This is a genomic window from Leeia sp. (assembly GCF_041909055.1).
Lineage (GTDB): Bacteria > Pseudomonadota > Gammaproteobacteria > Burkholderiales > Leeiaceae > Leeia > Leeia aquatica.
This window is the reverse complement of the sequence record NZ_JAYREC010000005.1, coordinates 183,131-204,654: the sequence shown is the minus strand read 5'-3', so window position 1 is coordinate 204,654 and position 21,524 is coordinate 183,131. Positions and strand designations below refer to the sequence as shown.

At 62.6% G+C, this 21,524-nt stretch carries 10 protein-coding genes; all 10 read left to right on the top strand.

Annotation, left to right across the window (positions count from 1 at the left end):
• The first annotated feature begins 95 nt into the window (after window positions 1–95).
• The 10 genes from ACE3O2_RS13740 (at window position 96) to panD (ending at window position 21,466) form a co-directional block, all read left to right on the top strand.
• Complete coding sequence (locus tag ACE3O2_RS13740; protein ID WP_374338381.1) at window positions 96–2,261, top strand: TonB-dependent receptor; 2,166 nt, start codon at window positions 96–98, stop codon at window positions 2,259–2,261.
• Window positions 2,262–2,269: 8 nt separating this feature from the next.
• Window positions 2,270–4,039 (top strand): ABC transporter ATP-binding protein, encoded by a 1,770-nt coding sequence (locus tag ACE3O2_RS13735; protein ID WP_374338378.1) that lies wholly within the window; start codon window positions 2,270–2,272, stop codon window positions 4,037–4,039.
• On the top strand, window positions 4,036–5,772 hold the full coding sequence (locus ACE3O2_RS13730) for an ABC transporter ATP-binding protein (RefSeq protein WP_374338376.1): 1,737 nt from the start codon (window positions 4,036–4,038) through the stop codon (window positions 5,770–5,772). Before ACE3O2_RS13735 ends, ACE3O2_RS13730 begins: the two co-directional genes overlap by 4 nt.
• Entirely contained in the window at window positions 5,769–7,115 is a 1,347-nt protein-coding gene (locus ACE3O2_RS13725) for an MATE family efflux transporter (RefSeq protein ID WP_168877554.1), read from the top strand. Before ACE3O2_RS13730 ends, ACE3O2_RS13725 begins: the two co-directional genes overlap by 4 nt.
• A 42-nt stretch (window positions 7,116–7,157) precedes the next feature.
• Window positions 7,158–9,179: an AMP-binding protein gene (locus tag ACE3O2_RS13720; protein ID WP_168877553.1), complete on the top strand. Its 2,022-nt coding sequence runs from the start codon at window positions 7,158–7,160 to the stop codon at window positions 9,177–9,179.
• Window positions 9,180–9,197: 18 nt separating this feature from the next.
• Window positions 9,198–12,173: a type I polyketide synthase gene (locus ACE3O2_RS13715; protein ID WP_374338372.1), complete on the top strand. Its 2,976-nt coding sequence runs from the start codon at window positions 9,198–9,200 to the stop codon at window positions 12,171–12,173.
• Complete coding sequence (locus ACE3O2_RS13710) at window positions 12,170–18,565, top strand: amino acid adenylation domain-containing protein (protein ID WP_374338371.1); 6,396 nt, start codon at window positions 12,170–12,172, stop codon at window positions 18,563–18,565. The genes ACE3O2_RS13715 and ACE3O2_RS13710 overlap by 4 nt, the downstream gene beginning before the upstream one ends.
• Window positions 18,562–20,088: an aspartate aminotransferase family protein gene (locus ACE3O2_RS13705; protein WP_374338369.1), complete on the top strand. Its 1,527-nt coding sequence runs from the start codon at window positions 18,562–18,564 to the stop codon at window positions 20,086–20,088. Before ACE3O2_RS13710 ends, ACE3O2_RS13705 begins: the two co-directional genes overlap by 4 nt.
• Window positions 20,069–20,836: a thioesterase II family protein gene (locus ACE3O2_RS13700; protein WP_374338367.1), complete on the top strand. Its 768-nt coding sequence runs from the start codon at window positions 20,069–20,071 to the stop codon at window positions 20,834–20,836. The genes ACE3O2_RS13705 and ACE3O2_RS13700 overlap by 20 nt, the downstream gene beginning before the upstream one ends.
• An 84-nt stretch (window positions 20,837–20,920) precedes the next feature.
• Window positions 20,921–21,466 (top strand): aspartate 1-decarboxylase, encoded by a 546-nt coding sequence (panD, locus tag ACE3O2_RS13695; RefSeq protein WP_374338365.1) that lies wholly within the window; start codon window positions 20,921–20,923, stop codon window positions 21,464–21,466.
• Window positions 21,467–21,524 lie beyond the last annotated feature (58 nt).

The window sequence follows — 21,524 nt, the reverse complement described above, 5'->3', positions numbered from 1 at the left end:
GCACCGCGCAAAAACAGAGCTTTGCACCTCTCTATATAATGAGAATTGTTTTTATTTGTGAAAAAACAATAGCGCTCACGCCTGCCAATGGCGGCATGACAGGGCGACAACTGAATCTGGGGGTAACGGTGCGGTACAAGCAGGGTTTGCGTTTGCGGGTTGGGGTGGTCGCCGTATTGTCGGTGTACTCCGGGATGGCATGGGCGGATGCGACAACGCCAGCGCCGACGACCATGAAGCCGATTAAAGTGACGGCACAAAAGGTGGAGCAAGCGCTGCAGGATGTACCCGCCACAGTGGAAGTGGTGAGTGGCGAGCAGATCGAACTGCGCCAGATCGACAGCCTGGAGCAACTGGGCAAGCAGCTCAACGGTGTCTCTATCGGCAGCTATACCGGCAGCCAGCCCCGCATCTTCATCCGGGGGATCGGCGACATGACCGATCTGAAGAACAAACGCGTCGCCGTCTATGTGGACGGTGTACCACAACTCGATGCCGCCATGCAGGATGTACTGCTGGGGGGTAATGTGGAGCGGGTGGAGGTACTGAAAGGGCCGCAGGGTACGCTTTATGGGCGCAATGCGTCGGCGGGTGTTATCAATATTGTCACCAGGCGGCCGGACGACCATGCCATCAGTGTCAGCGCGGGCTGGGGGCAGCGTCACGCCAAACGTCTGACTTTCAATGCACAGAGCGGCGTATTTGATGACCGTCTGCGTTTCGGTGTTGACGCCGGTGTGATGGAAGGCGATGGCGTACTGAAGAATGTGGCCAATGGCTCGCAAGGCAAGCTGGATGCCTATGAGCGCCGCAATGTGGGGTTCAAGCTGGAAGCGGATGCCTCGGCCGATACACAGCTGCGCCTGACAGCACGCCATTTTAATGACCGCACGCCGGCGTACCTGCAAACCTATGTGGACCCACAGACGCTGCAGCCCATCAAGCTGCGTAACCTGATGATGGCGTTTGCCAGCATGGGTTCGGCGACACGCGCGGGGGACCTGAATTTCTACGAAGTAGAGCGCAATCTGGAGGGTGATACCCGCACCCGTGGGCGAGCACTGACTTTCCAGGTTAGCCATGACTTTGGTGGCGTCAAACTCAACGCCACGACCGCCTGGCAGCGTAGCAAGCAAGAGATGCGAACCGATGTGGACTACTCGGCGGACCCCTCGTTTTTCTATAACTTTGATCCCTATACCAATGATCATCGCCAGCTGAGCCAGGAGGTGCAGCTGGTGGGCAAGCGCGACAAGCTGGACTGGCAAGCCGGCGTGTATGCCTACCGGGATCAGACGCTCAATACCAACCGCTTTGGCAACAGTTTTGGCACGCAGTACCAGGATACCCGCTATCAGACCTCTGGCTGGGCCGGTTTCGGGCAGCTGGATTACCGACTGGCTCCGCAATGGACGCTGGTAGCAGGTGTGCGCTACCAAAAGGATCACCAGCGTTTCACTGATGTCTACAAAAACAAACCGGAGATCAGTCGGCAGGATACCTCGACCACCTACAAGCTGGCGGCCAACTACGAGTGGCGCCCGGATAATGTGGTGTTCCTCAATGTGGCAACCGGCTATACGCCGGGTGGGGTGAATACCAACCCGCAGATGGTCAATGGCAGCCCGACCGGTCCCTACCTGACCTACGGCCATGAGACCAGTCGTAATGTAGAGCTCGGCATGAAAGGTGTGCTGCAAGATCCGGCGCTGAGCTATGCCGTGTCCCTGTATCAGACCCGTATCCATGATCAGCAATTGATGGTGTTGCCGGATACGCAGATCAAGAACGTGGGGCGCACCCGTTATCGTGGTCTGGAACTGGAGCTGGGTTATCAGTTTGCCCGTAGCTGGAGCCTGAATGCGGGCTATGCCTTGAATCAGAGCCGGGTGGAGCAGAGCTTTGAAGCGGTGGCCATCGGCAAGGCGGTGCCCTTGGCGCCGCTCTACACCGCGAAATTGGGCTTGCAGTATCAAGGCGCGGTTGCCGATGGCACCAGGCTGACCGCGCGGCTGGACTGGAACCGGACCGGGCGTTTCTATGCCAACTCGGCCAACAGCATTGGACAGGGCAGTTATGACCTGATGGATGTGAGTGCGCGGCTGGATTTCAAGCAGTGGTGGCTGAAGCTGAATGTCAATAATGTCTTTAACAAGCGCTACTACCAGCTGATTGCGGCGAACTCGCCGGTCAATGGCTTGACTTCTGCCGTCTATGGCCAGCCGCGTAGCGTGATGCTGACGGCCGGGGCGTCGTTCTAAGGATGGTCATGTCAGCCAATGCGCCGCGGGACTTTGCCAGCCTGCCTCGCCAAGGGGGATTGAAACCCAGTCTGGCCGTGCTGCAACCCTGGCGGCGTACCCTCTGGGGAGTCTGTGCGGCTGTGGCGCTGGCCGGGATGTTGAGCCTCACCCCTTATCTGGCGGCCTGGTGGCAGGGGCAGGCGCTATTGGCGGGCGGACAGGGGGTGTCGATTGCCGCCGTGCTGTCTGGCCTGCTGGTGGCGTGGCTGGGGCGACACACGCTGCTGTACTGGGCGCGAGCCACCTCACATCGCATGGCGTTTGCCGTCATTGAGCAATTACGCCAGGCGCTGCTGGACAAGCTGCAGCGGGTGCCGCTGGTCTGGTTTGATCGGCAGCATCCCGCGGAGCTGACGCATCTGCTGGGGCAACAGGTGGATGAGCTGGAGGACGGGCTGGCGCATCTGCTGCCCGATCTGGTCAGCGCGACCCTGATTCCCCTGCTGACGTTGGTGGTGCTGGTCGGGGTGGATTGGCGTCTGGCCTTGGCGTGCTTTCTGCCTTATGTACTGGCGGTCTTGGCTTCTGCCCGCTCGATGGTGACAGGGCAGGCAGCCATGCAAGCGATGATGACCGCTTGGGGTGGGGTGTTGCAGCAGTTGTCGGTATTCGTCAAAGGCCAGCCTTTGTTGCGGGCCTATGGACAAGGCCATGACCGCCACCATGCCATTGCACAGGCACTGCAACAGCATCAGTCACTGGCGGAAGCCAGTGTCCAGCGTACCTTGTGGCTGGCCGTGCTGTTCATGGTTCTGGGTACCAGTTCGCTGTCCGCAGTGCTGCTGCTGGGGATGGGGGTGCTGCCCGCGCACAGTATCACGCCTTCCGCCTTGCTGTTTGCCATCGTGGTGTCCATTGGGCTGGGCTCGCTCTATGGCGATGTGTTTAGCCTGTTTCTGCGGCTGGGCAAACTGGGTGGTTTGTGGCGGCGGGTGTTTGCCGTGCTCGATGCACCGGAGCTGGCGGTGATGCCTGCCCAGCCGGTCGCAGCAGAGCGAGGCTATGTGCTGTCCGCTGTGAACTATGTTCGGTCGGGGCGGCAGGTGTTGCATGAGGTTTCGCTGACCCTTCCCGAGGGCCGCTCTCTGGCGCTGGTCGGCCCCAGTGGTGCGGGCAAATCGACACTGGCCAAATTGCTGATGCGGCAAGATGACCCGACCAACGGCAGCATCCGGCTGCACGGGCTGCCACTGACGGCGTGGTCTGAGGACCTGCTGCGGCAACAGCTGGCCTACGTCAGCCAGCAGGTGGAGTTGTTTGCCATGAGTGTGGCGGACAACATCCGCCTTGGGCGACCGGATGCACCCGATGCGGAAGTAGAAGCCGTGGCGCAAGCCATGCTGTGCCATGACTTCATCACCGCCTTGCCACACGGCTACCAGACTAGGCTGGAGGAGGAGGGGCGTAACCTGTCCGGGGGGCAGCGTCAACGTCTGGCCTTGGCGCGCGCCATGCTGTGTGATGCGCCCATCGTGATTCTGGATGAGGCGCTGGCGTTCAGCGATATCGAGAATGAAGCCCTGATCCAGCAGGCCATGTCCACGCTGGTACGGGGGCGAACCCTGGTGGTGATTGCACATCGCCTGCACACCATCCAGCACTGCGACCAGATTGTGGTGCTGGAGGCGGGGCGGGTGGTGGAGACTGGTCGCCATGCAGAGCTGATGGCTGCTCAGGGGCGCTATGCGGCGCTATGGCAGGCCTTGCATGACGTACCCGAGGAGGTGCTGGCATGAGTCGCTTGTTCTGGAGTCTGCTGCAGGCCCAAGGGCAACGGCCCGCGTTCTGGCGTTTGCAGGGTTTGTCGGCGCTGGATGTACTGCTGCAGGCGGTGCTCCCGCTGGCGGCGATCAACGTGATGCTGTCGCTGCTGCCGGGGGCTTCGGCACAGGCGGTGCCGTACTGGCTGGTGGCGGCGGCGTTGAGCCCTTTACTGAGGCTGCTGATCCAGCATCGGGCACGCATGCTGGGCACCCGCACCGTATTCTCAGCCTTTGGCTTGCTGCGCCAGCAACTGGTGGAGCGCGTGTTGCGTGCGCCGCTATGGCAGGTACGTCGCTGGACGGATAGCGAACTGATCGAACGGGTGGGGAATGATGTTCGCCTGTTGCAGGAGGGCGTGTTCATCGTGCTGGTCCGGCTACAGTCACTGCTGATGCTGTCGCTGTTGTTGTTGCTGGCGATGCTGTATTACAACCCGCTGCCTGCTGCGATGTTCCTGCTGCTGCTGGCGGGGTGTGGGGTATTGGCGAAGCGCCTGATGCACACCCTGCAGGGGCGCATTGCTGCGTTGGCTACCTTGCAGGACCGGATGATGATGGCTCTGTCGTCGGTGATTGACGGCATTCGCACCCTGCGACAGCACGGCGCATTCCATCATCCCCAGCTGCGGCTGCAAGACAGTCTGCAGGCGCGGCAACGCGGCATGCTGCAATCGGTGCGGGTGTTCTCACTGCGTGATCTGTTGCTGAACGGGATGCTGGAGCTGGCGCTGCTCTTGTTGCTGGCCTTGCTGGTGCTGAATCCCCTGGGCTGGTCAGCGGTTCAGCTGCTGCCTTTGCTGATCCTGTCGCCCTTGGTGTACTTCAACCTGAGTGCGGCCTGGCAAGAGTGGGGCTTGCTCAAGTGGAGCCTGATGGCCTGGGGGCGCCTGAAAGGGTTGCACCAGTTGCCGCCGCAAGTCGATACGTCTGCCCCCTTACCCTCGAATGTGCAGGCAAATGTGCAGGCGCAAGCGTTGCAGTTCAGCTATGAGCGGCATGCGGTACTGAATGGCTTTTCAGCGACCTTCCCGGCGGGGAGCCATACCGTGGTGGTGGGGCGCAACGGTGCCGGTAAATCCACCCTGCTGGCGCTGCTGGTTCGCTTCTATGACGCCGATGCTGGCCAGCTGAGTGTGGATGGTCACGCGATACAACCTCATTCACTGGCGAGCTGGCGGCAACAGGTCAGCGTGGTGCTGCAGCAGGATGTGCTGTTGCCGGGTACTGTGCGTGAGAACCTGCTGCTGGGTGCAGCGGATGCCGATGATGATCGACTTTGGGCGGCATTGCGGGTGGTGTGTTGCGATCAGGTGATCGCAGCATGGCCAGAGGGACTGGACACGCCAGTGGGGCAGGGTGGGGTTGCCCTGTCTGGCGGTGAGCAACAGCGGCTGGCAATCGCCCGTGCCTGGCTGAAAGACGCGCCCGTGGTCTTGCTGGATGAAATCACCTCGGGGCTGGACAGTGAAAACGCGTTGCAGGTGCAGAAGGCGATTCAGGCGTTGTCTCGCCAGCGTACCGTGATTCAGATTACCCATGCCTTGCAGCATGCTGTCGAGGCCGATCAGGTCATCGTGATGGATGCGGGCCGTGTGTGTGAACGGGGTACGCATCAAGCCCTGCTGCAGCAAGGGGGGCAGTATGCCCGCTGGTGGCGTCAATACCGGCAGGGATGTGAATGGCAGTTGCAGGAGGTTTCCGAATGAAACAGGCCGTTCACGACCTGAATCAGGGGCCGGTTGTCCGTCAATTGCTGCAGCAGATCCTGCCCTTGACCCTGGGACTGCTGTTGATGCTGCTGTTTGGTGTGGCTGATGCCTGGTTTGCCGGGCGGCTGGGCGCAGAAGCCCAGGCGGCACTGGCCACCGGCAGTACGGTGTTTTATCTGCTGGTGGCGCTGGCGTATGGTTACAGCCAGTCTACAGCGGTTTTTCTGGGGCAGGCACACGCCGCCGGTCAGGTGGCGCAACTCCGCCCGCAACTGGTTCAAGCCTTGCTGGGGGCACTGTCAGTTGGATGCGTGTTGGGCGCGCTGGCGGCCATAGGGCTGGAGGGCTTGCTGCAGTTGCTGGGAGGTGGCGGGGGGATGGCGCACCGCTACCTGAAGACCTTGTTGCCCGCGGTACCCTTGTTCTACCTGCTGATGGTGCTGTACGGTGCGTTTAACGGGCTGGGTCTGGCAGTGCTGTTCAGCCGGATCATGCTGGCCAGCTTTGGTCTGGGGCTGCTGTGCAATGCCTGGCTGTTTCTCTGGAGTGGCTGGGCACCCGGTCTGGTCGGGTTGGCGTGGACCACCTTGCTGGTACAGTCCGTAGCGTTGCTGTGGGGAGGCTATCTGCTTTGGCGACGCCTCCCTCCGTCAGGTGTGGGGATGTGGCAGTTACAGCCTGCGCTACTGGGCCCTTGGTTCAAGCTGGGCACACTGGCGGGCTTGACCTTTCTCTTTATTGCTGGCGGCACCTACGTCTTGTTTGTCTTCATCCAGCCATGGGGTGCTGTTGCACAAGCGAGCGCGCTGCTGGTATTGCGTCTGGAGCAGCTGTGGTCCATGCCGGTGATTGCCCTGGGGTATGCGGTGCTGGGCATGGTGGCCCAAGCGCAGGGGGCGGGCTTGCCGGAGCGGGTGCGCGAGGTCTGGCGCAGTGGTTTGTGGATCGGCATGCCGCTGTCTCTGCTGTTTGCAGCGGCACTCTATGGTTTGGCACCCGCCCTGTGTGCCGGGTTTACGACAGAGCCGGCGGTGTTGGCGCAGGCGATCCAGGGTGTGCGCATCATGTGCTGGTGTGCGCTCGGCTATGTGCTGATGCTGGTCAGTGGGCAAGCCCTGCAAGGTCTGCAGCGACCCCTTTGTAATTTTCTCGGCGGGTTGTCACGTCATCTGTTGCTGCAGCCGCTGCTGTTCTGGTGGGCCACGCAACACGTGGCGTCTTCGACATCACTCTGGTGGAGCATCTTGCTGGCCGCTTTACTGGTTGGGGCTTGCATGGTGCTGGTAGCTTGGCGGCAATTACCCGGTAGGGCATCTCGCCAACCTGTCATGGCAACCTGATCCGGAGCGTGGTATCGCTCATTTTTATGACTTTTAATGTAAATGAGTATCATTATGTTTAATGACCTGAATCAGGTTTTACAGCATTGGGCGACAGTACAGCCTGATGCAATAGCCTACCGGGAACTGGATAGTCGGGGCCGTGAGCGAGCGCACATCCGCTGGCATGAACTGCAGCAGCGGGTCCAGACGACGGCGCGCCAGCTGGCAGGGCTGCCTGCGACGCAACACAGCATCCTGCTGCTGTTCCCGGCCGGGATCGACTTTGTGGTGGCTTTTCTCGCCACCTTGCTGGCGGGACGGATCGCAGTACCCACCGCACGCCCCGCTGCCGTGGGTCTCAAGCGTGCGCTGCCCCGCCTGCAGCGGATTGCGGCGGATTGCCAGGCGACAGTGGTCTTGGCTGATCCAGCATTCCTGACCGATGCACGGGCACAGGGTGAACAGGTCTGGCTGGATCTGCAGGCCTACCAGTGGCCCAGCTGGCCTTTGTCCACCGGGGGGGGCACCCTGCCTGATGCCGATCCGGATGCCGTGGCGTACTTGCAGTACAGCTCGGGCTCTACCGGGCAGCCCAAGGGGGTGATGATCAGCCAGCGCAATCTGCTGAACAACCTCCAGCAGCTGGCCCAGCGTTCCGGCCTGCTGCAGCCCGCCGTGACCCTGGAGTGGATGCCACACTTCCATGACTATGGGCTGGTGCATGGACTGATGCTGGCGCTATATACCGGCAGTGAGCACATCATTCTGCCACCGATGGCCTTGTTGCGAGACCCCGGAGTCTGGTTGTCCAGTATCAGCCGCTATCGCGCGGTCAGCAGTGGTGGCCCCAACTTTGCCTACCAGCTTTGCCTCGATCGTATTCCGGAGGCCGAGCTGGCGGCGCTGGAGCTGTCTTGCTGGCGCTGGGCGCATTGCGGTGCTGAGCCGATCAAGGCCCGCACCTTGTCCCGCTTTGAAGCCCGTTTTGTGGCTTGCGGCTTGCAGCCGGGCGTACTGCACGGGGGCTACGGCATGGCCGAGGCCACCCTGTTTGTCAGCAGTGGCTTGCCTGGGCAGCCACGGCTGGACCAGCCAGTGCGGCCGGGGGACCGGGAGGCGGCCACGGTAGCGTGCGGCACGCCCTTCCAGGCAGAGGATGTCTGCATTGTCGACCCGGATACCCGGCTGCCCTCGGCGGCAGGGCAGGTGGGCGAAATCTGGATCTCCACCCGCAACCCATGCGTTGCCCAGGGGTACTGGCAGGACCCCGTGTTGACCCAGGCCATATTCCAGGCGCAGCGGCAGGATGAGGCCGGCTGCTACTTACGCACGGGTGACCTCGGCTACTGGGCGGGCACGCAGCTGGTGATCAGCGGGCGCCTGAAAGACCTGATCATTCATCAAGGGCGCAATCTGGTACCGACCGACATCGAATGGCTGGTACAGCAGGACCGACCTTTGCTGCGGGTGGATGGCGGTGCCGCGTTCAGTGTGGAAAGTGAGCACGGCGAGCGGCTGGTGATGGTGCAGGAGGTTGAAAAGGAGGCAACGGCGGCGACCTTGCTTGCATACGCGCTGGACATTCAGCAGGCGCTGGCCGAAGAGCACGGCATAACCCTGGATGAGCTGCTGTTCACCACCCCCGGCAGCGTGCCGAAAACCTCCAGCGGCAAGATTCAGCGTCGCGAAAGCCGCCTGTTATGGCAGCAGGATGCCTTCCCCGCCCGCTATCGCTTCCGCGCGGAGCAGCTGCAGCCCACCATGACGGACACGCCAGAAGACATCCTGCCCTGGCTGATGGGCCAGTTGGCTGAGCAGCTGCAGCAACCTGTTGCCGGACTGGACCCGGAGCGCAGCCTGTTCGAGCTGGGCATGAGTTCCAGCGGTGTCACGGCGCTGTACGAGCGCGTGTACCGACAGCATCCCGAATGGAAGCTGGACCTGATTGACCTGTTTCAGGCGCCATCGCTCGCGGCCCTGGCGGCACACATTCAGCAACGTTGCACGCAGGCCACTGAGCCTGCACACCCAGCCGGGCGTCAGGCGCATGCAGCACGACGCCGCGAACGGCTGGCTGATTGATCCACTGCGGAGTACACCATGTCCATGCTGACGGACGAGCAGCACCAATTGCTACAGGATCACCCGGATGCCATTGCCGTGATCGGCATGGCCGGGCGCTTTCCCGGCGCCGGCCATCTGGCGGCCTTCTGGGACAACCTTAAATCCGGCCGCGAAGGCCGCACCGAGCTGGACCGCGCACAACTGCTACAGCAGGGTATCGCGGCGGCGCAACAGCCGGACTGGGTAGCGGCCAGCATGTCGCTGGACGATATCGACTGCTTTGATGCCGCCTTCTTTGGTATCAGCGACAAACAGGCCAGCTGGATGGACCCGCAGATTCGCCTGTTCCTGCAAACCTGCTGGCACGCCATGGAAGATGCCGGCTATGACGTCAGCCGACTGGGCAAGCAGCGGGTCGGTGTGTTTGCGGGTTCCAACCCCAGTGTCTACCTGTGGCAGAACCTGCTCGGCAAGCTGCAGGAACCGGATGTGGCGCAATGGCTGGAAGTCCTCACATACAACGACAAGGACTACCTGACCACCTGGGTGTCGTACAAGCTGGGCCTGCGCGGTCCCAGCATGAACATTCAGACGGCGTGCTCCACCTCATTGGTGGCGGTGGCCACCGCCTGCCAGAGTTTGCTGTCGTGGCAGTGTGATATGGCGCTGGCCGGTGCCTCCGGTCTGATGCTGCCGGATCGTCAGGGTTACCGCTACCAGCCAGGCACCATCCTCTCGCCGGACGGGCATTGCCGCCCCTTTGATGCTGACGGGGAAGGCACCATCATGGGCAGTGGCGTCGCCTGCGTGGTGCTCAAGCGACTGGAAGATGCGCTGAAGGAGGGCGATACGATTGATGCGCTGATCCTGTCTGCCGCCATCAATAATGATGCGCAGCGCAAGATGGACTTCATGGCTCCCGGAGTGGACGGTCAGGTGGAGGTGATCCGCATGGCGCACCGACTGGCCGATGTCAGCCCGGACAGCATCGACTATGTGGAAACTCACGGTACCGGTACCCGGTTGGGTGATCCGATCGAGTTCCGGGCGCTGCAGCTGGCGTTTGGGCAAGGGGGCCAACGTGAGCAGCGTTGCGCGCTCGGTGCCGTGAAAAGCAATGTCGGGCATCTGAATACGGTGGCGGGCATGGCAGGCTTGATCAAGACCGTGCTGTCCCTCAAGCATGAATTGCTGCCACCTACCCTGCATTACCGCCAGCCCAATCCACAACTCAAACTGGAAGGCAGCCCCTTCTTCATCAATGACCGTGTACGCCCCTGGCTGAGGACTCGTCGGCCGCGACGGGCCGGGGTCAGCGCCTTTGGTTTCGGTGGCACCAATGCACACCTGGTGGTGCAGGAAGCGCCCTTGCCGGTGCCGGGTACGGTGCCCGGTCCGGCGTTGCTGGTGTTGAGTGCACGCGATCACGAGGCATTGCAGCGCCAACGCCAGCAACTGGCAGACTGGCTGCAGCAGCCAGATGGGCAGGTATCGCTGGCAGATCTGTGCCACACCGCGGCGATCGGACGCAAGGTGTGGCCTTATCGTCAGGCCTGGGTGGTGGATGCGCTGGCAGACCTGCCTCGCCTGCTGTCCGCTCAGTCCATGCCTGCTGAGGCGGCCCGCAGTGGCAAGACAGCCTGGGTGTTCAGTGGGCAAGGTGCCCATTACCCAGGTATGGCTTTGGGGCTATACCCGCAGCAGCCGGTATTTCGTGAGGCGGTGGCCCGGTGTGTTGCCGCACTGCCTGTGGAAGTGATCTTGCCGCTGCAGGCATGGTTCGAAGGCAGCCAGCCGATGGCGTCAGTCTTTGACGCGGCCGCACAGCTGCAACCCGTGCTGTTCACCCTGCAATATGGTCTGGCACAGCTGTGGCTGGCGCAAGGTGCCAAGCCGGATGTCCTGCTGGGGCATAGTCTGGGGGAGTACGTGGCGGCACATCTGGCTGGTGTGTTGTCACTGGAGGATGCCTTGCGGCTGGTGTGTGAGCGGGGACGGCTGATGGACCGCTTGCCCCGCACCGGCGGCATGCTCGTACTGCGGGCGTCGCTGGCACAGGTAGAAAACCTGCTGCGCGATGGCTTCCCGCTGCAGATTGCAGCCCACAACGGGCCAGAGCAGGTGGTGGTCTCCGGTGCGGCGACGGACATTGAGCGCTTGCAACAGGTGGTGCAGACGCTGGGGCTGGATGCCGTGCGCCTGCCCGTCAGCAGCGCCTTCCACTCCGCGTGGCTGGACCCGATCTTGGATGAGTTTGAGGCCGTGGCGGCGCAGCTGTCCTTCCAGCCTCCCAAGCTGCCCTGGGTCCGCAATCTGGATGGTCGCCTGGCGACTCAGGCACCGGATGCCCGCTACTGGCGCGATCACCTGCGCCAGACCGTCTGCTTTGCCGAATCCCTGCAGCAGTTGCAGACATTAGGCGTGGTGCGCGCGCTCGAGATTGGACCACGCAGCCAGTTGGCTGGCCTGTTGCGGCAGGCGCTGCCCGATGGTTGCCTGACTTCGCTGGATGAGGGTGAGGCCGCCCCGTATAGCTGGCTGCGGCATGCCGGTGAAGCATTCCGGCTTGGCTACCTGACGCACTGGCAACCGGTGGAAGGCGGGCGACGTATCCATATGCCGGGCTATGCCTTTGCCAAAACACGCTACTGGCTCAAGCCGGAGGCGGTGGTCGCTGCCACGCCCGCATCGGTGAGCATGGTGCAGGTGCCCGCTTCCGCTGAGGCAGCCCCTGCCGACATGCCGGTGCTGGATGAGGCGGACCCGCTGTTCAGCCTGATTGCCGGGTACTGGCAGCAAGCACTGGGCACCCGCAACCTGAGCCGGGACAGTGACTTCTTTTTGCTGGGCGGCAATTCGCTGGCCGCCGTGCAGATCCGCGCCGCACTACAGCGTGACCTGGGTCTGGAACTGCCACTGGGGCAAATGATGAGTCTGCGGACACTAGGCGACATGCTGCTGGCGGTGGAGCTGCTGCTGGAGCAAGCGGCAGAAGGGGAGGCGCTGGCGTGAGTACCTCGTTGAGCGACAAGGCACGGCGTCTGTTGCAGGGACGGTTGCAGCAGCGCCAGCTGCCCGGGGCCGCCGACCACCTGCCCGTGGTTGTGCCTGACATGGCGGCGCGTTATCAACCTTTCCCCCTGCTGGACATGCAGCAAGCCTACTGGATTGGTCGGCAGGGAGATGACCAGACCGGCATGCACTATTTCATGGAGCGCAGCGGTCAGGGCCTGGATTTGCCTACACTGCAGCGCGCTTGGGAAACCCTGTTGCAACGACATGACATGCTGCGGGTGGTGATTCGTGACGACCAGCAGCAGGTGTTGCCCATCCAGACCGGGGTGGGTTTGCCACAATGCGAGGACTGGTCTGGACAGACTGAAGCTGCGTGGCAGCCAGCGCTGGCTCAGCTGCGTGAGCGCTTGATGCATCGCAAGGCGGACCTTGCGCAGTGGCCGCAACACGAAGTCTGGCTCTGCTTGTTGCCCGAAGGGCGCTTCCATTTGTTGATGAGTCTGGACATCTGGTGCATTGATGGACAAAGCATCCAGACCTTGTTGGGCGAGTTGGCGCTGGCTTGCCTGTCTCCGGCGGCATTGCCGCCCGTTCCAGGGCTGGCTTTCCGTGACTATGCGCTGGCCTGCAAGGCGTTTGAGCGCAGCGCAAAGTATCAGGCTGATCTGGCCTGGTGGCAGGCCCGGCTGCCGACGCTGCCTGCGGCACCTGCCTTGCCGCTGGTCACGCAGGGAGAGGGGGGGCGCATCCCGGCGCGCTTTGCCCGCTGCGAAACCCGCTTGAGTGAGGCCGAGACCCGGCAGTTACGTCAGTTGGTCAGCGAGCAGGGGTTGACGCTGGCCGCCTTGCTGGCCACCTGCTACAGCGAAGTGCTGGCCCGCTGGTCCGGTTGCTGGCATTTTGTGCTGAACATGCCCCGCTTCAACCGTATGCCGGTGCACCCGGATATTCATCGGGTACTCGGCGAGTTTGCCAGCTTCAATCTGCTGGAGGTCCGCTTGCATGCGGAGCACAGCCTGGGCGAGCGCGTCCGGGCCTTGCAACAACAGCTGTGGCAAGACATGGAGCACGATGCCGTATCCGGCGTGCGTGTGTTGCGAGAGTGGAACCAGCTGTCCGGTGGCTCGCAGCCGGCTCCCGCCCCCATTGTGTTTACCTCGCTGCCAGAGCTGGCGATGGGTGCGGACAACATTGGGCGTGAAGTCGCCATTCTGGGCGACGTGGTGCAGAGCCTGTCGCAAACCCCCCAAGTCTGGCTGGATTGTCAGTACTATCAGGAAGCCGGCCAGTTGCGGTTGAACTGGGACTATCTGGCCGAGCGCTTTCCGCAGGGCATGGTGGATGCCATGTTTGACGGTTTTGTCGCACTGGTCCGTCAGCTGGCGGCCGGTGGTGACACGGCTGCCGCATTACTGAATGCCTCACCCGCACTGGCTTTGCCGGAGGCGCAACGGGCCCGCCGTGTGGCGTTGAACCAGACCGATCAGGCGTTTCCCTGGCGGCCCTTGGCGCAACGCATGGTGACGAATTGCCAGGCCAAGGCAGCGCGGATGGCCGTCATCACGGAAAGCCGTGTCTGGACCTTTGCCGAACTGCAAACCCGTGCGCTGGCACTGGCGGATCATTTGCAGCACGAAGACGGGCGCGTGGCACTGGTGCTGAGTAAAGGGGGCGAGCAACTGGTGGCGGTGATGGCCTGCGTGCTGGCGGGTCGGTCTTATCTGCCGCTGGATGTAGAGCAGCCGCTGGCACGTCTGAACCATATTCTGGATCGTGCCGGGGTGAGCCTGGTGTTGTGTGATGAGGCGCATGCAGACACCGCGTGGCCGGTGCCTTCACTGAATACCGTAGACTGGCCGCTTGCAGGCGAGGTGGTCCCCGCTGCCCTGCCGGGCTGGCAGGCCAGCCCGGATGCGGAAACCTATGTGCTGTTTACCTCGGGATCGACGGGGGAACCCAAGGGGGTACCGGTACTGCAGCGCGGGGTATGCAATGTGCTGGATGACCAGCAATCGTGGCTGGGGCTGGGGCCGGCGGATCGCATTTTTGCCATCAGTGCCTTGCACCATGATATGTCGGTACCCGATGTCTACGGTTGCCTGACGCTAGGTGCCAGCCTGTTGATGCCCAGTCAGGCGGCGCGGCGTCACCCGGCTGTCTGGCTGCAAATGATGCAGCAATACCCGGTACAGTACTGGAATTCGGTCCCCGCCTTGCTGCAGATGCTGTTGACTCAGGCCGAGGCCGAGGGGGTACGTCTGGCCGGACTGACCCGGGTGACCCTGGGCGGTGATTGGGTAGCGGCGGAGCTGGTGCAACAACTCTGGCAGCATCTGCCTGAGCTCACGGTCTACAGTGTGGGGGGGCCGACCGAGATTACGGTATGGAATATCCATCACCGTATTACGGCGCAGGATGTGGCGAGCGGACGCATTCCTTACGGTCGCCCGATGGCCAATGCACGTTACCATGTGTTGAACGAACGCGATGAAGCCTGCCCGGACTGGGTGGTGGGAGAGCTGGTCTGCGCCGGTATCGGGTTAAGCCCCGGCTATCTGGACCCTGCCTTGCCTGGATTCGCACCCATTCGGGGTCTGGAGGACCATGCTTATCGTACTGGCGATCTGGGCCGGGTCTTGCCCTCCGGTGAGATTGAATTCATCGGGCGACGGGACCAGCAGTTCAAGCTGAATGGCTACCGCATTGAGCCGGGTGAGATCGAGGCGGTATTACAGCGGCACCCGCAAGTCGAGCGTGCCGTCGTGGTCAAGCCGGAAGGGCAAGCGTTCCTGCTGGCCTGGATTGAAGGCACGGTAGCGTTGTACACGCTGCGGGATTTCGCCGCAAACTGGCTGCCTGCCCCCATGGTGCCTCAGCGCTGGCAGTATTGTGAGGAGTGGCCGCTGACAGGGAATGGCAAGCTGGACCGGCGTGCGCTGGCTGCCCCTGCGCTATTGCAGACCGAACGGACGAGCGAAGCCTTGCAGGGGGAAATGGAGCACTGGCTGGCGGCGCAATGGGCAGACCTGTTGCGGCGGCCGGTGCTGGACCGGCAAACCAATTTCTTTCACGCCGGTGGCGACTCCCTGCTGGCCGTACAACTTGCCGCGCGTATCCGGCAGCGCTGGCAGGTGGTGTTGCCACTGCAGCGGCTGTTTGCCGCTGCAGTACTGCATGACCTGGCCCACTGGCTGGCGGGTGAGCAGGCGAATGTCGAGCCTGCCTCGAACACGCTGGAACATTTTCCGCCCCGCCAGGCTTTGGCCGCCCCGCTCAGCTGGTCACAGCGCGGGCTGTGGTTTATCGAGCAACAGCAGCCGGGCACCACCCGCTATGCCTTGCCGCTGGTCCTGCAGCTGGATGGCCCGCTGCAACGGGAGGTCTGGCGCGAGGCGGTGGATGCGGTGCTGGCACAGCATGAGCTATTCCGTTGCCGTTACCTGTTGCAGGGTGAGGGGCCGGTCATGCTGCCGGACGGCCCGTCGCCCCGCCTGCAGTTAATCACCCAGCCCGAGGGGGAAGCGGTCGAGGCGGAGTTGTCTCTCCTGCTCAGTCAAGGCTTTGATTTGGCGGCGGGGGAGAGCTTGCGGGTCAGCTTGCTGCAGGTTCACGCCGAGCAACATCTGCTGGTGCTGCACGCCCACCATATTGCGTTTGATGGCTGGTCCTTTGGCGAGGCCCTGCAGCAATTCAGTGCGGCCTATCATCAGCTGCTGAAGGGTGAACCCGTCGCACCCCAAACATACCATTACGGTGATTACGCCAGCTGGCAACAGTCCTTGCCGCTGGACGCGGTGGCCCGGACGTTCTGGCAACAGGCGCTGACCGAGCTGCCTGTACTGGCACTGACCACAGATCGGCCCCGCCCGGCGCACCTTCAGGGCGCGGCGGGGTGCGTCAGCCTGCGCCTGCCCGATGAACTGGTACAGCAGCTGGATCAGTTGGCGCGGCGTACCGACTGCACCCGCTTCATGTTGTTGCTGAGTGTGTTTCAGCTGCTGCTGGGGCGCTACGCCCAGCAAGAGGCGGTGGTGGTGGGCAGCTATGTTGCGGGCCGTGAGCATCCTGCCAGCCAGCATTTGCTCGGCTGCTGCGTCAACAACCTGCCGCTGTGTGCTCGCTGGCAACCGACGCAGCGTTTTGTGGATTACTTGCAGCAGAACCGGCAACACATCCTGCAGGCGTTCGAGCACCAGCATTTTCCATTCGAGCAGATGGTGGCGCTGCAAGGGCAGGCTCCAGACCCGGCCCGTCATCCTTTGTATCAGGTCGGTTTTGCCATGCAGCCTGCAGCGGCGTGGTCACCGCTGCAAGGTGGGGTATCCCTGCAGCAGCTGCGGCCACCGGTGGCGTCTGCCCATATGGACATCGACCTCTATGTGCTGAGTGACGAGACGGGATTACAGCTGGAGCTGAATTACCTGTCCGAGCTGTTCGACGCCGCCCGCATGCAAAATCTGTTGCAACATTATCAACAGCTGCTGGCATCCGTATGTGCACAGCCAGAGGCCGAACTGTTGCAGCTGGCATACTGGCCTGCCCCGATCTACCCGGTGCAACCTGCCGATCCGGCCATCGACTTGCCGCAGCGCTTGCTGGACAGTTTGCTGCAACATGCAGATCAGGTCTTGCTGCAAGCGGAAGGACAGGATTGGACTGGGCGGCAGCTGCTGGAGATCAGCCAGGCCTGGGCTCGGCAGCTGCAAGCCGAGGGGGTAGAGCCCGGGCAGCGGGTCGGCGTCTATCTGCAGCGCTCGGTGCAGCATGTGTGCAGCATGCTGGCGCTGTGCTGGCTGGGTGCGGTGTATGTGCCACTGGACGCCGACTACCCGGACGCTCGAATCCACGACATGCTGGATTTGGCTGAGCCCGTTCGGGTACTGACGGTGCACGCATTGCAGGGGCGTTTGCCCGCACACTGGCAGGCACTGAGCCTGTGCCTGCCGCTGGCGACAACCGGTGCGACGGAGCCGTGGCTGCTGCCAGTGGTGCAGACCCGTGAGGTGATGTATGTCTTGTTCACCTCAGGTTCTACCGGACGCCCCAAAGGCGTGATGGGGACATGGCTGACGGCACAAAGCCGTACCGACTGGTCCAGGACGACTTACCCCATTGAACGTGGGACCGGTTGCGCCGTGCGGACCCCGATGAACTTTGTTGATGCGCTGTGGGAAGTACTGGACCCCTTGCTGGCGGGAGGGCGGCTGGTGCTGGTACCGAGCACCTTGCTGATGGACAGTGCGGCCTTATTGCCTTGGCTGGAGCAGCAGGCTGTGCGTCGCATGGTGATCGTGCCGGGGCTGCTGCGGGGCTGGTTGCAGCAGCCTCACCATCTGGAGGGCTGGCACAGCCTGCAACTCTTGCTGAGCAGCGGGGAAGCGCCGCAGCGTGCCGAACTGCAACAGCTGTACCAGCTGCTGCCGGAGGTGCGTTTCGTCAACCTCTATGGCAGCTCGGAAGTGGCTGACGTGACCGTCAGCGAGTGGCCGCGTGGGCCGTCACCTGCCCCGGTCACGCTGGGGAAACCGTTGCCCGGTTGCCAGCTCCTGCTGCTGGATCGCTGGCTGCAAGCGGTGCCACCGGGGAACAGCGGCCAGATCCATGTGGCAGGATGGCATCTGCCTGCCGGATATCTGGCCCAGCCGACCCCAGAGCTGTGCTTGCCGGATACAGGCTGGCCCCTGTTCCCGATGGGGGACTGGGGACATCTGGAGGGCACGGGTGATTTGCGGCATGAAGGACGCCGTGACGAGCTGGTGAAGATCCGCGGCAATCGGGTCGAGCTGGGTGAAGTATTGCGCCAGCTGCAGCAGGTCAGCGGTTTGAGTGATATCTCGGTACAGGCGGTGGCAGACCCGCAAGGCGGTTTGCAACTGGTGGCCTGGCTAGGAGGGGTTGAGCGGGAGGCCCTGGCTACCTTGAGGCAGCAGCTGTCGGCACGCTTGCCAGCCTATATGGTGCCGACCCGCTGGCATGCGCTCGCGCAGCTGCCGCGGTTACCCAATGGCAAGCTGGACCGTACACGTTTGCTGACGCTGGAAGCGGAAAGCCCACCGCAATCAAAGACCCCTGTCCATGATGAGGAGCGGGCACTGGCTACGATGCTCGCAGAGGTCATTGGTTTATCGTCTGATCAACTGGACCTTACCCAAGGCTTCTATGAACTGGGTCTCAATTCGCTGTCGCTGGCGGTATGGCATGCCCGGCTGGAGGCACGTTATCCAAAGGCAGGGTTAACGCTCACCGAACTGTTCCAATACAACAACTTGCGCCAGCTGGCGGCACGGCTGAGTCCACCGTCCGCGACGGATGTGAGGGATGAGTACGAGAGCATGCCTTTGCGACAGCGCCGCGAGCGGCAAAAACGGATGGGGCAGGAGGAAACATGACACAGACCTACTGGATGGACTGGTCCGCTGAGCAAGAAGCGGAGTGGGCCCAGGCGATGGATGCCTTGATTGCACGATATCGGTCCGCAACCCCTACGGCACCGCGTGTTGGAGGGCGCGCCCATGTTGGCCCCATGCCGCAGGAGGGTATCAGCCCCGCTGCGTGGCTGGAGCAGGTACAGGCGCATGGGCTGGACCATCTGGCCGCCATGTGGCGCCCGGATTGCTTGGGTCACATGACTTCTCCGCTGCCTGGTTTCATGCCGCAACTGGGGCGGCTGCTGGTGGCCTTGAACCAGAACATGATGAAGAGCGAATCATCGGCCGGCTTGACCCGGCTCGAACGCGAAACCGTGGCCATGCTGCATCAGCGGGTGTTCCAGCGTTCTGCCCGGCTCAGCGAGCCGCAGCACGATCAGGTCGAAGGTGTGATTACGGGGGGCGGAACGCTGGCCAATCTGATGGCCATGTGGTGCGCCCGCAAGCAGGCCTTTCCCGGTGAAGCCCCCTGGTGGCAGCAGCTGCAGCAGCAAGGCTATCGCGATGCCGTGATCATCGGCTCGCGGTTGATGCATTACTCGTTTGACAAGGCGTCGGAACTGCTGGCACTTGGTAGCGCGCAGTTGCTCAAGCTGGAGGTGGATGCCCACGGCAGCGTGGATCTGGCACAGCTGGACCAGACGTTGGCAGCGTGCCAGCGCGAACGCCGCAAGGTGATCGCGCTGGTGGGGGTGGCGGGCAGTACCGATTTCTGCAGCTTTGACCCGCTGCATGCCTTGGCAGACCGTGCGCAGCGAGTCGGGGCGCACTTTCACGTCGATGCGGCCTGGGGCGGGCCTTTCCTGTTTGCGCCGACCATGGCGGATCGGCTGTTCGGGATCGAGCGGGCGGATACCGTTACGCTGGATGCCCACAAGCAATTGCTGACACCGCTCGGCTGCGGCGTTTTGCTGTACCGTGATCCCCAGCGCTCGCGCGACATCATGACCACCGCTCCCTATGCGGTGCGGCCAGGCTCATGGGATGCGGGCCGTTTTACGCTGGAGGGGTCGCGCCCGGCGAATGTGCTGTACCTGCACGCGGCACTGCACCTGATGGGCGAGCGGGGCTATCGGAGCGTGCTGGAGAAGAGCGTGGCTGATGCTCGCCATCTTGCTGCGCTGATTCAGCAACACCCCCGGCTGGAACTGCTGCTGGAGCCGGTCGGCAATGTGGTGGTCTTCCGCTATCTGCCGTCTTCGCCAGGCTGGAAGGACACGGCGGCCATTCATGCCTTCAATATCCGGCTGCACAAGCGTTTGCGTAACCAGGGCCCGGCGTTTCTGTCCCGCTCCGAACGCGTGTTGCCTGGGCAGTCTGGGGCGGCATGCACCTTCTTGCGTGCTGTGATCAACAATCCTTTGAGTCAGCCTCAGCATCTGGCACAGCTGCTGGACGATGTGGTGCGCTGCGGGCTGCAGCTGGAGGCCGAAGCAGGTGATGGGCAAACAGCGGGGAGGCACGATGTCGTTCAGGCTGCATGACACCTTATCCTCCAAACCGCATGCAGCGCTGACCCTGCATGCCCTGCCGTGCGCGGGCAACAGTGCCGAGATGTACCGCGGCTGGGATGCGATGCTGCCAGACTGGTTGTCCCTGCAAGCGGTAGAGTTGCCGGGGCGAGGCCATCGTTTCAGTGAGCCCTTGCAGGCGGATGCCCGCCAGCTGGCTGCAGACTTGCTGCGCGACACCCGGGCTGCCGCGACAGGGCCGTTTGCCCTGTTTGGGCATAGTATGGGGGCGCTGCTGGCGCTGGAAATGGCACGGCAACTGCCGGCTGCCGAATCGGAGCGCTTGCTTGCGGTGGTGCTGTCCGGGCGAGAACCACCGGGCGTGGGTGTTCAGACCCCGCCACGCCGTGCGGAATTGCCGGAGGATGCCTTCCTGGCCGAGATTGCCCGCTATGGGGGCCTGAACCCGCAATGGCAAACCCTGCCCGAACTCCGTGCGCTGTTCCTGCCGGTGCTGCGCAATGATTTTGCGCTGGTGGATGGCTATGCGTGGGCGCCATTTCAGCTGTCTTGCCCTTTGTTGGCGGTGGGTGGAGATCAGGAGCCAGACTTCCAGCCGGCCATGCTGGCGGGTTGGTCGGCTTACAGCGCGCAGTGGCAGGGCTACCGCTGTTTTCCGGGTCAGCACTTCTACTTTGAGGTCGCGGCAGTCCGGCAGCAGTTGCTGCATTATCTTCGCGAACAACTGGCGCTGCTACTGGCGCCGGTCCTGGCCTGGTGAGCGCATGCAAGACCGGCCTTCATCCTGTATGCTGCGCGCCATAGAGGCTGCAGCCTGACGATTCATACGCAAGGAGTAAACCCCATGATCAAGGTGGTTCGTGCCAAGTTGCACGGTATTACCATCACCGGTGCAGAACTGCACTACCACGGTTCGATCACGCTCGACCCGGAAGTGTGCGAGCAGGCCGGTATTTTCCCGATGGAATTCGTGGAAATCTGGAACAAGGACAGTGGTGCCCGGATTTCCACGTACGTGATTTATGGTGAGCCCGGCTCACGCTGCTGCATCCTCAATGGTGCAGCCGCGCGTACTTGCCAGAAAGGTGACCAGGTCATCATTTGTGCTTCGGACTACATTCAGCCGAAGGAGCTGTACCAGCTACGGCCTACCGTGCTGACCTTTACGCCGGATAATCAGGTGGATGAGGTCATGCATTATGAAGTGCGCGAAACGGCAGAGCGGCAGCATGATTTCCGCATTGTCCGGGAAGGCAGCCAGCAAGGCACGACCCGCAGCCTGCAGCAGGTGGATGTGGAGGCCTTGAGTACCGAACTGCGTAGCCGTGGCCTGGATGACCGTGCGATTGCGGATATCCTGTCCAAGCACCTCAGCCAGTTTTCACACTGAGTCCGGATGTTGAAAAGCCCCCGCCCCAGGATAATGGGGCGGGGGCTTTTGCTTTGGG

Excerpts from the sequence above, each read along its gene's own strand:
- ACE3O2_RS13740 (WP_374338381.1), top strand. The coding sequence starts at position 96 with ATGACAGGGCGACAACTGAATCTGGGGGTAACGGTGCGGTACAAGCAG.
- ACE3O2_RS13735 (WP_374338378.1), top strand. The coding sequence starts at position 2,270 with ATGTCAGCCAATGCGCCGCGGGACTTTGCCAGCCTGCCTCGCCAAGGG.
- ACE3O2_RS13730 (WP_374338376.1), top strand. The coding sequence starts at position 4,036 with ATGAGTCGCTTGTTCTGGAGTCTGCTGCAGGCCCAAGGGCAACGGCCC.
- ACE3O2_RS13725 (WP_168877554.1), top strand. The coding sequence starts at position 5,769 with ATGAAACAGGCCGTTCACGACCTGAATCAGGGGCCGGTTGTCCGTCAA.
- ACE3O2_RS13720 (WP_168877553.1), top strand. The coding sequence starts at position 7,158 with ATGAGTATCATTATGTTTAATGACCTGAATCAGGTTTTACAGCATTGG.
- ACE3O2_RS13715 (WP_374338372.1), top strand. The coding sequence starts at position 9,198 with ATGTCCATGCTGACGGACGAGCAGCACCAATTGCTACAGGATCACCCG.
- ACE3O2_RS13705 (WP_374338369.1), top strand. The coding sequence starts at position 18,562 with ATGACACAGACCTACTGGATGGACTGGTCCGCTGAGCAAGAAGCGGAG.
- ACE3O2_RS13700 (WP_374338367.1), top strand. The coding sequence starts at position 20,069 with ATGTCGTTCAGGCTGCATGACACCTTATCCTCCAAACCGCATGCAGCG.
- panD (WP_374338365.1), top strand. The coding sequence starts at position 20,921 with ATGATCAAGGTGGTTCGTGCCAAGTTGCACGGTATTACCATCACCGGT.